15 protein-coding genes and 1 other annotated feature are annotated in these 13,381 nt (G+C 50.3%); of the genes, 13 read left to right on the forward strand and 2 right to left on the reverse strand.

The window, feature by feature from the left end; translation table 11 throughout:
* Positions 1–11: 11 nt before the first annotated feature.
* The 8 genes from minD to BW42_RS01330 all read left to right on the forward strand — a co-directional run bounded on the left by minD (position 12) and on the right by BW42_RS01330 (position 6,506).
* Positions 12–815 (forward strand): septum site-determining protein MinD, encoded by an 804-nt coding sequence (gene minD / locus BW42_RS01295; protein WP_029342255.1) that lies wholly within the window; start codon positions 12–14, stop codon positions 813–815.
* 63 nt (positions 816–878) lie between these two features.
* Complete coding sequence (locus BW42_RS01300; protein WP_035406486.1) at positions 879–2,219, forward strand: ribonuclease E/G; 1,341 nt, start codon at positions 879–881, stop codon at positions 2,217–2,219.
* A 74-nt stretch (positions 2,220–2,293) separates the two neighbouring features.
* Positions 2,294–2,363, forward strand: a sequence feature (ribosomal protein L21 leader region).
* Positions 2,364–2,378: 15 nt separating this feature from the next.
* Entirely contained in the window at positions 2,379–2,687 is a 309-nt protein-coding gene (gene rplU / locus BW42_RS01305) for a 50S ribosomal protein L21 (protein ID WP_012370978.1), read from the forward strand.
* A gap of 3 nt (positions 2,688–2,690) precedes the next feature.
* Positions 2,691–3,029: a ribosomal-processing cysteine protease Prp gene (locus BW42_RS01310; RefSeq protein WP_023468945.1), complete on the forward strand. Its 339-nt coding sequence runs from the start codon at positions 2,691–2,693 to the stop codon at positions 3,027–3,029.
* A 14-nt stretch (positions 3,030–3,043) separates the two neighbouring features.
* Positions 3,044–3,322 carry a 50S ribosomal protein L27 gene (rpmA, locus tag BW42_RS01315; RefSeq protein ID WP_012370976.1) on the forward strand — a complete coding sequence of 93 codons (279 nt, stop codon included), beginning with the start codon at positions 3,044–3,046 and terminating at the stop codon, positions 3,320–3,322.
* Positions 3,323–3,390: 68 nt separating this feature from the next.
* Positions 3,391–3,873, forward strand: a complete 483-nt coding sequence (locus BW42_RS01320; protein WP_035406489.1) for a Spo0B domain-containing protein — start codon at positions 3,391–3,393, stop codon at positions 3,871–3,873.
* 15 nt (positions 3,874–3,888) lie between these two features.
* Positions 3,889–5,184 (forward strand): GTPase ObgE, encoded by a 1,296-nt coding sequence (gene obgE, locus BW42_RS01325; protein ID WP_035406491.1) that lies wholly within the window; start codon positions 3,889–3,891, stop codon positions 5,182–5,184.
* A gap of 53 nt (positions 5,185–5,237) precedes the next feature.
* The gene (locus BW42_RS01330; RefSeq protein WP_231496834.1) at positions 5,238–6,506 is read left to right on the forward strand and encodes a hemolysin family protein; all 1,269 of its coding nucleotides are present in this window, start codon (positions 5,238–5,240) and stop codon (positions 6,504–6,506) included.
* A gap of 45 nt (positions 6,507–6,551) precedes the next feature.
* On the opposite strand, the gene BW42_RS01335 is transcribed toward BW42_RS01330, so the two are convergent.
* Positions 6,552–7,094, reverse strand: coding sequence for a transcription repressor NadR (locus tag BW42_RS01335; protein ID WP_035406494.1), 543 nt, complete (start codon positions 7,092–7,094; stop codon positions 6,552–6,554).
* 24 nt (positions 7,095–7,118) lie between these two features.
* Entirely contained in the window at positions 7,119–8,201 is a 1,083-nt protein-coding gene (locus BW42_RS01340; RefSeq protein WP_035406497.1) for a cysteine desulfurase family protein, read from the reverse strand.
* 98 nt (positions 8,202–8,299) lie between these two features.
* On the opposite strand from BW42_RS01340, the gene BW42_RS01345 reads away from it, so the two are divergent.
* The 5 genes from BW42_RS01345 (at position 8,300) to ruvB (ending at position 13,378) form a co-directional block, all read left to right on the forward strand.
* Positions 8,300–9,769 carry an L-aspartate oxidase gene (locus BW42_RS01345; RefSeq protein WP_052018988.1) on the forward strand — a complete coding sequence of 490 codons (1,470 nt, stop codon included), beginning with the start codon at positions 8,300–8,302 and terminating at the stop codon, positions 9,767–9,769.
* Positions 9,684–10,535 carry a carboxylating nicotinate-nucleotide diphosphorylase gene (nadC, locus tag BW42_RS01350; RefSeq protein WP_369792025.1) on the forward strand — a complete coding sequence of 284 codons (852 nt, stop codon included), beginning with the start codon at positions 9,684–9,686 and terminating at the stop codon, positions 10,533–10,535. The genes BW42_RS01345 and nadC overlap by 86 nt, the downstream gene beginning before the upstream one ends.
* Positions 10,525–11,622, forward strand: a complete 1,098-nt coding sequence (gene nadA, locus BW42_RS01355; RefSeq protein WP_035406503.1) for a quinolinate synthase NadA — start codon at positions 10,525–10,527, stop codon at positions 11,620–11,622. Before nadC ends, nadA begins: the two co-directional genes overlap by 11 nt.
* A gap of 162 nt (positions 11,623–11,784) precedes the next feature.
* On the forward strand, positions 11,785–12,378 hold the full coding sequence (gene ruvA / locus BW42_RS01360; protein ID WP_023468936.1) for a Holliday junction branch migration protein RuvA: 594 nt from the start codon (positions 11,785–11,787) through the stop codon (positions 12,376–12,378).
* A 4-nt stretch (positions 12,379–12,382) separates the two neighbouring features.
* Positions 12,383–13,378 (forward strand): Holliday junction branch migration DNA helicase RuvB, encoded by a 996-nt coding sequence (gene ruvB, locus BW42_RS01365; protein WP_035406506.1) that lies wholly within the window; start codon positions 12,383–12,385, stop codon positions 13,376–13,378.
* Positions 13,379–13,381: the final 3 nt, after the last annotated feature.

Raw genomic sequence — 13,381 nt, forward strand, 5'->3', positions numbered from 1 at the left:
CGAAGACGAATATGGGACGCGCCATCGTCGTCACATCCGGTAAAGGCGGCGTCGGTAAGACGACGACGACGGCGAACATCGGAACAGCACTTGCATTGATGGGGCATTCGGTTTGTCTCGTCGATACGGATATCGGGTTACGCAATCTGGATATCGTGCTTGGTCTCGATAACCGGAGTATCTATAACATCGTTGACGTCGTAACGGGACAATGTAAATTGCACCAAGCGCTCGTCCGCGATAAGCGTTTTGAAGAGATGTATCTGTTGCCTGCTGCTCAATCAAAGGATAAGTCCTCCGTCACACCCGAACAGGTGAAGGCAATCATCGACACGCTGAAACTTGAATACGATTTTGTATTGATTGACTGCCCGGCAGGAATCGAACAAGGATTCATGAATGCGATTGCTGGAGCGGATGAAGCTGTCGTCGTAACGACACCGGAAAAAGCAGCCGTCCAAGATGCGGACCGGATCATTGGGATGCTCGAACGCTCAGAACGAAACATCGTTCCAAAACTCGTCATCAATCGGGTGCGTTCGCACATGATGGCATCAGGTGATATGCTCGATATCGATGAGATTATGCGTATTCTTTCAATCGATCTGCTTGGTCTGATCATCGATGATGAAGAAGTCATCGCCGCTTCGCACCGCGGTGTGCCTGTGACGATGAATCCGGATAACCGGGCTGGACTCGGCTACCGGAACATCGCCCGCCGGATTCTCGGAGAATCCGTGCCACTGCTTGATTTAAATGAACAACCGCAAAAAGGGTTCTTCGTCAAATTGAAGAAGATGCTTGGGATGAAATAAGAATGGGAAATTAGACTAGGACGACATCGTCGCGCCTAGTCTAATTTTTTTGGAGGGATCAGTATGCGATGGATTAGTGAACAGACCGCTTCACTCGAACGATTGGCGTTGGTCGAAGGCGGTCGATTGATTGAATATCATGAACGGATGCGTGACGAGATCCGGGTCGGAACGTTCGTTTATGCCAAGGTCGACCGGTTGCATCCGACGCTCGGAGCAGCCTTTTTGATCGCGACTGACGGTACGCCGCTTTACTTACCGCTTAATGAAACGGTGGAAGCACTTCGTCGCTATCCGGACGTGCCAACGATCGGACAAGCCGTCCAGGTCGGGCAGACATTGCTCGTTCAGGTCGTCAAGGAAGGGGTCGCACCGAAGCAACACAAGGTGACGCAGAACATCACTTATGGTGGACGTTATCTTGTCTATTTCCCGTACGGTCGCCGCGTCCGTTTCAGTCGGAAGTTGGATCTCGTCGTCCAGCGTCAACTGGCGGAGCAATTGACGACGACGGAAGAAGAAGGGATTCTTTACCGGACGGAGGCAGCGAAAGCATCAATCGACGAATTGAAACAAGAGTTACAGTCATTACGGATACGGCATAAAGAACTCATGCAGGCGCCGCGTCTTGAGCAAGACGAGGCATTGATCGTCCAGGAAGCGAAGCGACTTCCGCATGTCACCGATGCGCTCGTCATGACGCGTCAGGAAAAGGAACGACTCGAATTACTCGGTCTGTCCGTTGAACGATCGCTACGAAAAGGGCGCTTACCTGAGATGGAAGCCATTGATGGGGCAATCGAAAAAGCGATGCAACGGGTCGTCTGGCTCGACGGAGGAGCGTATCTCTTGATTGAAGAAGTCGAGACGATGACTGTCATCGACGTCAACAGTGGGAAGACGATTTCGGTCAAAGAACAAAAGCGGACGTTTGACCAGATCAACGAAGCGGCTGCCGTCGAAGTCATGCGGCAATTACGGTTACGTAATATCAGCGGGATGATTGCAATCGATTTTTTACGTGGCTCAAGTAAAGGGCAGACGCGGGTGACTCAACTCCTCAAAGAACGGGCAGTGCTCGAGACGAAACAAATCGAAGTCTATGGGTTTACGAAGATGGGCTTATGCGAACTGACGCGACAACGACACGGAAAATCATTGCAGGAACGATCGCAGGAATCCGGTCAATGGACACGATTAAGCGTCTATCGGTTGATTGAACCGAAATTGCTTGAGATTGCGACCTATGCGGAAGCGGTCGTGATTCGCGCGCCGCGTCACTTGTTACAAGACGAATTCATCTCTCGCCAACCACTCGAGGTGCACGTGTTAGAAGGCGATCCAGCCGTCCTATTCACTGGGTCGTCACAGGACTGTCTCGATTTCATCAAGCGATCAGAATAATCCTTCAGAACAGCATTGACAAGGTGGAAGAACGTTTGGTATTCTGAATAACGTTAGTTCGTTTGGAAGCACCCAAATGACTACAACCGCACAGACCGGGTTTTAAAGCATCTGCTGCCCGTGATGGCGAGTCTGAGTTCCTAAGAGGAGGTGCACGTAATGTACGCAATTATCAAAACTGGTGGTAAACAAGTCAAAGTCGAAGCTGGCCAAGAAATCTACGTTGAGAAATTAAACGCAGACGTCGACAGCACAGTTGAATTTGGTGAAGTATTGATCCTTGGTGGTGACGATGTTAAAGTCGGCGCTCCACTCGTAGAAGGTGCGAAGGTCGTAGCAACGGTCATCAAACACGCTCGCGCGAAAAAGATCACTGTCTTCAAAATGAAAGCGAAAAAGAACTACCGTCGTAAGCAAGGTCACCGTCAACCTTACACGAAGGTCCGCATCGAGAAAATCGAAGCGTAAGCCATGATACGTGTCAAGATTCGACGAGATGAAGCGGAACTCGTCCGCTCCATCGAAGTGACAGGACATGCCGAGTTTGCAGAACCAGGTCTCGACCTTGTCTGTGCCGGCGTATCGTCGGTGATCTTCGGGGCATACAATGCCATAGAAGCATTACTCGGGCAGGTCCTGCTCCTTGAAATGGCAGAACAACAAGAAGGTGGCTACTTTTATGTAGAACCGTATGCTGACTTAGCACCGGATGTCAGTGAACGCACCCAATTGTTACTGGAGGCGACTTTGGTCCAGCTTGGTACCATCGCTGAAAGTTACGGTGAGTTTATCCAACTTGAACAAGTATAGGAGGTGGATTCCACATGTTGAAACTTAATCTTCAGTTCTTCGCATCGAAAAAAGGGGTAGGTTCGACAAAGAACGGTCGTGACTCGCAATCGAAACGCCTTGGGGCGAAACGTGCAGACGGTCAAACTGTTTCTGCTGGTTCAATCCTCTACCGTCAACGCGGTACGAAGATTCACCCAGGTATGAACGTCGGACGTGGTGGCGATGATACACTTTTCGCAACTGCAACTGGTGTCGTTCGTTTCGAACGTCTCGGACGCGACAAGAAACAAGTCAGCGTTTACCCAGCATAAGGATCGACGAAGCAGACTCTAGCCACTTTCGAGGGTTAGGGTCTGTTTTTTTTAGGAGGGAACGACCGATGGAGGAACAACAGGTACTTGATCTTTTAAAGACTCTTCGTCACGAGTGGTTGAACCGGATACAACTCGTCCGTTCGTATGGCGCGATCGGAGACGAACAAGCAGTCGAGTCGATCTGTTCGGCATACCGGGATCAAGCATCTCGGGAAGGACGTCTAGCGCAAATCGGATTGCCGAAAACCGCACTGGCGTTATTGCAAGCTGAATGGTCAGGCAAAACTGTGACGTATGATGTCATCGGAGCACCCCACATGGAAGATGAGCGGCTGAAGCAACTCGTCGAAGCAGCCATCACCATGATTGATGTAGGAGTAGGAGAAGTATCCGTGACCTTTCACGAGGGCGTGACCATCGAGATCTATCGGGATCTACTAGATATGTCGCGCCTTGAAGATCTAGTGACGCCGATGGAAATCGAGTCGCAGACGGAAAATGAGTGTGTGATTGAGATTGAAAGTCTTCCGTTTGAGGAAGAGAAGTAAGAGGAGGGATCCGACATGTTTGTCGATCAGGTAAATATTTATGTAAAAGCAGGTGACGGAGGACGTGGACAAGTAGCGTTCCGTCGCGAGAAATACGTTCCAGACGGTGGACCAGCCGGCGGTGACGGTGGTCACGGAGCTCACGTCGTCCTCGAAGTCGACGAAGGACTTCGGACATTGATGGACTTCCGTTACAAACGTCACTTTAAAGCAGTTCAAGGTGAAAACGGAATGTCAAAAGGCATGCACGGTCGTAAAGCCGAGCATTTAATCGTCAAGGTTCCACCGGGCACAGTCGTCTACGATGATGATACGGATGCGGTCATCGCTGACCTCGTCCATCACGGACAACAAGCAATCGTCGCAAAAGGCGGACGTGGCGGACGTGGGAATACACGTTTTGCGACACCAGCCAACCCAGCTCCAGAGCACGCAGAAAACGGTGAGCCAGGAGAAGAGAAGTACTTGAAGCTTGAACTGAAGATGCTAGCAGACGTTGGTCTCGTCGGCTTCCCAAGCGTCGGGAAATCAACGATGTTATCGGTCGTTTCAGCAGCACGTCCGAAAATCGGAGCATATCACTTCACGACGATCACACCGAACATCGGTGTCGTCGAAACGGAAGATAGCCGTAGCTTCGTCATGGCTGACTTGCCAGGATTGATCGAAGGTGCAAGTGAAGGTGTCGGACTCGGTCACCAGTTCCTCCGTCACGTCGAGCGGACGAAAGTGATCGTCCACGTCATCGACATGAGTGGGATGGAAGGACGCGATCCAATCGAAGACTACAACATCATCAATAAAGAGCTCGCAGACTATAACCTTCGTTTGACAGAGCGTCCACAAGTCGTCGTCGCGAACAAGATGGATATGCCGGATGCGGCAGAACATCTCGAAGCCTTCAAGGAAGCTTTCCCAGAGCTTGAAGTATTCGAGATTTCAGCAGCAACACGCCAAGGATTACGTGATCTGTTATTCCGAATCGCTGACCTCGTTGATGCGACGCCAGAATTCGGTCTTGAGGAACTCGAAGAGAAAACAGCGACACCACGTGTCGTCTACGGTTATGAAGCACCTGAAGCCGGCTTTACGATTTCGAAAGATGAAGACGACTGCTTCGTCATCAAAGGACCACGAATCGAAAAACTCTTCACTATGACGAACTTCATGCGTGAAGAATCGATTAAACGTTTCGCTCGGACACTGCGTCAAATGGGTGTCGACGAAGAGTTACGTCGTCTTGGTGCAATCGACGGCGATGTCGTTCGAATCCGTGATTTCGAATTTGAATTCGTTGAGTCATCCTTCTAAGCGGTTCATTCCATTAAGAAACGGAGTGTGAAAGCATCGTGGACCCATTGCCCATGATTTCATTCGTTTGGTTAATTCCGATTCTCATCTTATCCGCGTTCTTTTCCTCAGCCGAGACAGCACTCGCGAGTGTCAATCGGTTGCGGTTGTTGCACCAGTCTGAAGCAGGGGACGCGCGTGCGTCCCGTGTGTTTCGGTTGCTTCAACGTTATGAGGAGACATTGACGTCGATTTTGATCGGGAATACGCTCGTCAATGTCGGCTTCATCTTGTTTGGCGGCTGGTGGATCATCCAGTTCGCCGAGACGATCGCAACGCAGACCATTGCCTTTCTTGGGCTGTTCTTTCTGTTGCTGTTGTTCGGGGAATTGATTCCGAAATCGTATGCCCGTGAGCATACGGAACGTTACGTGTTATTGATCGGACGTCCACTGCGCTTCTTCTTACTGTGCTTTCGACCGCTTGTCTTCCTGTTACTCCGCTTACGCCAGTTTGCGCTTCGATTGATTGGAGCCGATCCGAAAGGGCCACTCGTGACCGAACAGGAACTCAAGGCACTCGTCGATATCAGTCAGGAAGAGGGAATCATGGGAATCGCTGAAGCTGAACTTGTCCACCAGGCGGTTGATTTTCAACATGTGACGGTCGAGGATGCTTTGACGCCACGCATGGATATTCAAGCGATCGATATCGATGCGCGGCTCGAAGACATCCTTGCAGAGGTCCAGAAGGGTGGCTATTCTCGTCTACCGGTCTATAAAGATTCGATTGATCACGTCATTGGTGTCTTATCGGAGCGGGACTTTCTGCGTGCATACGTGAAGAATGGTTCCGTCGATATCCGGGAATGGATTCGACCGGTATCGTTCGTCGTACCACAGACACGATTGATGGATTTATTGCCGGAACTCAAAGTCAAGCAGTCCCATATGGCAGTCGTACTCGATGAGTTCGGAGGGACGGCAGGTCTGATCACCCTTGAGGATATTTTAGAAGAAATCGTCGGGGAGATTTGGGATGAACACGATGAATCATTGGAATACACGAAACGGATTGGTCCAGAACAATTCGAATGTCTAGCGGAGTATGACATTGAAGACTTCTGTCAGCAATTTCAATTGACGATGCCGGACACCGATGCCCAGTCACTCGGGGGATGGATCATGGAAGAGAGCGGACAGCTGCCGGACGTCGGAACGGCGATGCGTTATGAACGTGTCACGTTGACGGTCTTGCATATCGAGAACCGCCGCGTCCGGAAAGTCTTAGCGACGTTTGATCCTCCCGCTATGATGCCAGAGCTACCGCTTGAATCGATGTAACAATAAAAACCGCTCATTCCTTAGGAATAGGCGGTTTTTTAATGTTCAGACATCGAGTTCCGAAACGAGAATTCCGAGACGATCGAGTTTCGCAATAGCGGCTTCCAGTGCGTCTTCATGATCCGCCTCAAGCGTATGGATATGGACTCCGTCGGTCAGGCTCGACAGTGGAGTAGCTTGTGTCTCCTCTAGCTGTTCAAGCAGTACACGGACATCTCGGCGGCTTTTTAGCATCAACTCACCTGTAATGAAGCCGTAGACAGGATGCTCGATGATGACATCCCGGATGACGACCCCTTCATCAACGATGGCGTCACACTCATCCTTTAATTGATCGATGCCGTGGCGACAGACGATCTTGCGGCGTAATTTCGAACCGTCGATTTCAGGGTCATTGATCAAATACCCACGAGCTGTCGCGATGACGGGATATCCTTTTGCTTTTAACAATGATAAATCCTGCACGATCACTTGGCGGCTGACGCCTGCTTGTTTCGCCAGTGCTGTTCCCGTAACAGGTTGTTCACTTTCCTCAATCATACGAAGTAATGATTTCCGGCGTTCTTCTCCGGAGATGCGTTTCCCCATGATGTCTCCTACCTTTCTCCAGTGTCATGAGATCGTGTTCAACACATCAATGCACTGTTCGATTTCTTCGTTCGTCGTGTGTCTTCCAAAACTGAGTCGGATCAATCCATGAGCCGCCGATTCATCGAAGCCGATGGCGCGTAATGTCGCATTCGGACCATTTTCTCCAGCCCGACAGGCACTACCGGCGGAAACGGCGATTCCAGCACGATTCAAGGCGAGCAACGCGTATTGACCGTCCCGTTGTTTCGTATGGATGGCACAGATGGAAGCCAGTTGCGTTGGAGATTCAACGATCAGATAACGAGACGAAGACAATGTTTTTTTTAGCATACCACGAAATACCTGACTGGATGCCTGGATTCCTGGATTTTCTAAGCGCGACGCCTCACAGGCAGCGATGAAGGCGGCAATTCCCGGAACATCGACTGTGCCTGGGCGAATCCCGAACTCATGATGTCCTTCGTAGTAGGGACTAAAGAGCGGTCGTCGCAAATACAGGGCACCTAACCCTTTAGGACCGTAGACTTTATGGCTACTCATCGTGTAAGCGTCAAAGGAGTCGATGGTAATATCATCTTTTAAAAATCCTTGAACCCCATCGCAATGAAACAGAACCCCGCGCGATTGACAATATACTGCAATTCGTTCGACTGGGAACCGAAAACCGGTATCCGAATTGACGTGTTGAATCGAGACGACACCAACCTCTTCCGTACAAGCCGTAACGAATCGATCCCAGTCGAACGTTCCGTCCGGCAGTAGAGAAAGATGACGTGTTTCTTGTGCCCAGCGCGCAAGTGGAAGCAAGACCGAGTCGTGTTCACACTGAAGTGTCAAGACAACTGATTTGTTACTCTGTCGTATCAAGTGTGTCAAAGCGATGTAATTTGCTTCTGAACCGCTTCCTGTAAAGATGATAGATCCTTCTTTTTGATCTAATTGTTGCATCAGATACTGTCGTGCTCGTTGAAGCAGGCGTTCTGCATCCCCACCGATGTCATGAAGAGAAGAACTGTTGCCGTAGAACGACTGAGCGGCTTGTTTATAATGATCGAGTGCTTGTGGATGCAGCGGAGTAGTAGCTGCGTAATCGAGATAGATCATGAAAAAATCCTGTCCTTTCGTCTTGTCACTCAGCTAAAAGTATGCCAAACTTATTGTCAAGTCAATAGTAAACATTTAGATATAGAGGTGTAAAACATATGTCTTTACATAAAAGACTTGAGACGGATGTGTTGATCATTGGAACAGGGCTTGCCGCGATTTCGGTCGCCTTGCATCTTCCGCCTGGAACTGAAGCGTTGCTTGTCACAAAAGGCACGCGATTTGAGACCAACTCTGTCCGAGCACAAGGTGGGATTGCTTCTGCTTATGCGGAAGTTGATCATCGTGGTCATTTTGAAGATACGTGTCAGGCGGCAAAAGGGCGCATCAATTTGTCAGCTGTTGATTATGTGACCCGATCAGGAGCCGAGGCAATGGAATTCTTGTTACGACAAGGTGTCCTGTTTGATCAATCCGAGGGAGAGTTCTTGCTCGGTCGAGAAGGTGCGCACCGTTTGCCGCGGATTTATCACTCTGGCGGGGACGAGACCGGCAAACGAATCATGGAGACGTTAATGCCGCGAGTGCCTTTTCCGATTCTTGAGCAGACGTGTATCACGGAATTGATTCAAGTAAATGGACAGGTTGTAGGTGCAGTTGGATATAGCCATGGAGAACCGATCGAGATTGTGGCGCGAGCAACGATTCTCGCGACTGGTGGAGTTGGTGGAATATTCGCGTCGTCGACGAATGATCCATCGATTCAAGGAAATGGGATTGCACTCGCTTTTGAAGCAGGGGCGACGATTCGTGATCTCGGCTATATCCAGCACCATCCGACGGTACTTGTTCATGCAGGTCGCTCAGAAGGTTTGATTACGGAAGCACTACGCGGTGCAGGAGCGACACTTGTGACGAAAAGCGGGGACCGGATCATGGCGGATCATCCGATGCAAGATTTAGCGGCGCGCGATGAAGTCGCAAAACGAATCCATGAGGTGCGAAAACACGAACCGGTCTATCTCGACACGTCAAAAGTCGTTGATCGAACAAAACGGTTTCCAACGTTTGTCGAAAAATGTGAAAAACTGAACATAAATCCGGATCTCGTTGAAATCGCACCAGGCATTCATTTCTTAATGGGTGGAATCGAGACCGATCTGACAGGGCAGACGAATGTCGAAGGACTTTACGCGGTCGGCGAGACAGCATCGATCGGACTGCACGGTCGAAATCGTCTGGCGTCGAACTCGCTTCTTGAGTGTGTCGTCATGGGGAAAGCAGTAGCAGAACAGCTCGAGTTGTTACCGGGACCATCAGTAAAACAAGTGAAACAACGTCCAGGAACACTTCGTTCCGTAACAGACCATCTATCGCAGGTCATCGGTGTCGAAATGGATGTTAGGCAGGTACAAGAATGTCTGGATGCGTTAAAAGGCTGGACATTAGAAGAATCCGGACAGGAAGCAGAAGAAAATCGATTACGTTACGTGACAGCATGTCTATTGCTTGAAGGGGCGCGAAGTCGGTTGACAGGAGAGGATGAGAACATTGAACAAGTGGCAGTTACGGCAACAACTGGAGGCATTTTTAATCGAGGACATCGGACAGTGGGATATCACGAGTGAAGGATGTTTGACGGGACAAGAACGCGGAACCGGTCGTTTTTTAGCAAAGGAAGACGGTGTCTTCTGTGGAGTAGACATTATTCGTGAGATGGCGCATCTGTTACAAGTCAACGTGACGATTCATATAGCGGAAGGGACGGTCGTCACGCGAGGAACGCTTCTTGCTGAGTGGTCTGGTTCGTTACAGGATATTTTAAGCGGAGAACGGGTCGCTTTGAACCTTGTGCAACGCTTATCTGGGATTGCGACGCAGACACGTCAAGCGGTCGAGGTAGTAGCAGGACGAATCCGAATCACGGATACACGGAAGACGACTCCTGGATTACGGATGCTCGAAAAACACGCCGTTCGCGTCGGTGGTGGCTATAGTCATCGCGGACGACTCGATGACGCGGTCATGATCAAAGATAACCACATCACGGTCGCGGGATCGATTACGGAAGCGGTGATGCGAGCAAAACGAGTTGCAGGTCATACGACACCAATCGAAGTCGAAGTTGAGACGGAAGCGGAAGTGCTTGAGGCAGTGGCTGCAAAAGTCGACATCATCATGCTCGATAACCGGACACCAGCAGAAATCAAACAGCTCCGGCAATTGATTCCACCACATATCACGGTCGAACTATCCGGCGGGATTACGATAGACACGTTATCAGACTTCGTGGATAGCGGAGCAGACGTCATCTCACTCGGTGCGTTGACGCATTCAGTAACAGCACTTGATATTAGTATGAAAATCGAAGGAGGAAAAAAAGATGTCATTTGATCTATTACGTCACGAAGGGATTCCGGCGTCATACTTACAGCAATCAGAAGCAGAATTGATTGCGATCATCGAAGGGGTCAAAGCACGGATGGGCAGTCGCTTATTCTTACCTGCCCACCACTATCAAAAAGACGAAGTCGTCCAGTTCGCGGATGCGACGGGAGATTCGCTCCAGCTTGCACAAGTCGCGAAGCAGATGATAGAAGCCGAATATACGGTCTTTTGCGGTGTTCACTTTATGGCGGAGACGGCAGATATGTTGACCGATGCGTCACATACGGTCGTTTTGCCTGACATGCGTGCTGGCTGTTCGATGGCAGATATGGCGAATGATATACAAACGGAGCGTGCCTTTACGATCTTGACGGAACGGTTCGGAGAGTCGATCTTACCGTTGACGTATGTCAATTCGACAGCAGCCATCAAAGCATTCGTCGGTCGTCACGGTGGGGCGACGGTGACATCATCGAACGCTGTCCAGATGGTCGAGTGGGCGCTTGCTGAACGAGACATCTTATTCTTCCTGCCGGATCAACATCTCGGTCGCAATACGGCACATGCGCTCGGAATTCCGTTAGAGCAGATGGCGATTTGGGATCCGATTCGCGACGAACTCGTTTTTGACGGGGAGGACCAAGACATCCGCGTCATCTTATGGAAAGGGCATTGCTCGGTGCATGAGAAATTCACAGTCGGACAAATCGAACAGTTCCGTAAGACGGATCCGGAGCGAAAGATTCTCGTTCACCCGGAATGTTCGCATGAAGTCGTAGTAGCGTCAGATCTCAACGGATCAACAGCGTACATCATTCAACAAATCGAACAGGCTGCTCCTGGAACGAAGTGGGCGATCGGAACAGAGATGAACCTTGTCAATCGACTCGCGACGACTCATCCGGATCTCGACATCGTGTCGCTCAATCCGTTCATGTGCCCGTGTCTGACGATGAATCGGATTGACTTGCCGCATTTAGCGTGGGCGCTCGAACAAGTCGAAGCAGGTGAGCCGGTCAATATCATTAAAGTCGACGTAGAGACGACGCGGCATGCCGTGTTGGCGCTCGAACGGATGCTTGAGCGTTCGTAAAATAGAGAGTGAGAGCGTGGTCGTGCAAACGATCACGCTTTTTGTCTTCTGATTGAGAGAGCGAACGTATGTATTGATTTTTGCTGAAGAACGCTTTGAAGCCAAACGAAGATGTATGCTACAATAACACGAGAGTTTGTTTATAGATGGGAGCGTTCCACATTGATAGAATTCGTACGCGGCGAAGTCGCTTATGTCTGTGCGGAATTCGTGACGGTAGAAGTTGGCGGGATTGGCTACAAGATCGTAGCACCGAACCCGTTTTTTTATCGGACCGGAGACGAACAGATCATCGTATATACGTATCACTATGTCCGTGAGGACCAAGAAGTCTTATTCGGATTCCGTTCCCGGCGTGAGCGTGCCTTGTTCACGAAGTTGCTCGGTGTGACAGGGATCGGACCAAAAGGAGCGCTTGCAATCGTCGCATCAGGGAATGTCGATGCGCTTGTTGAAGCGATCGAACAAGAAAAGGAAAGTTATCTCGTCAAGTTCCCAGGTGTCGGCAAAAAGACAGCAAAACAAATGACACTCGACCTAAAAGGAAAGTTAGCAGAGCTCGCGCCAGACTACGTACCGAGCGAAGGCTTGTTCGCACAAGGTAACGCAGAGCTGAACGAAGCCTGTGAAGCTCTGACGGCGCTCGGTTACAGTGATCGAGAAGTCGAAAAAGTCAAAAAAGCGTTGCAGGCAGAAGTCCTGTCAACGGATCAATATGTTAAACGGGCACTCCAGTTGTTATTGAATGTGAGGTGAGGACATGGAAGAGCGCATTTTGTCAGAATCCGCCCATGCGGAAGATCAAGAAGAGTGGAGTCTGCGTCCTCAGACGCTCGAGCAATATATCGGGCAGGAGAAAGCAAAAGGAAACTTAAGTGTCTTCATCGAGGCGGCAAAAATTCGTCAGGAAACACTCGATCACGTTCTTCTCTACGGTCCTCCAGGTCTTGGTAAGACGACGCTTGCGACAATCATCGCAAACGAGATGGGGGTCGGCATCAAGACGACAGCCGGTCCTGCGATCGAACGACCAGGTGATCTGGCGGCAATTCTCTCATCACTTGAGCCGGGAGACGTCCTGTTCATCGACGAAATTCATCGGTTGAGTCGATCGATCGAAGAGATTCTATATCCGGCGATGGAAGACTATTGTCTCGATATCGTCATCGGTCAAGGGGAACTCGCGCGTAGCGTTCGGATCGACTTGCCACCATTTACACTCGTCGGTGCGACGACGCGTGCCGGGATGCTGTCGGCACCGCTACGTGATCGTTTTGGCGTGACGCTGAAGCTTGAATATTATACGATGTCAGAGTTGTCTGCCATCGTGACCCGGACGTCACGGTTGTTTGGATTCGAAGCGGATCGTCTCGCAGCAGAAGCGATCGCCCTTCGGTCACGCGGAACACCACGTGTCGCGAACCGGTTGTTACGGCGTGTCCGTGACTTCGCTCAAGTTGCTCATCAAACTGAGATCGATGCCTCGCTTGCGACAAGTGCACTTGATCGCTTGCATGTCGATGCGCTCGGACTCGACGATGTCGACCATCGTTTACTACGATCGCTTGCAGAACGGTTTGCCGGTGGTCCGGTCGGTCTTGAGACGATTGCAGCGACAATCGGAGAAGATGCGCAGACGATTGAAGATGTGTATGAACCATATCTGTTGCAACAAGGCTTTTTACAACGTACCCCGCGTGGACGTGTCTTAACACCGTTCGCCCGCCAACATTTAGGACTGAAAGAAGGAAATTGAACC

This window comes from Exiguobacterium sp. RIT341 (genome assembly GCF_000632205.1).
In the GTDB taxonomy this organism is placed as follows: Bacteria; Bacillota; Bacilli; order Exiguobacteriales; family Exiguobacteriaceae; genus Exiguobacterium_A.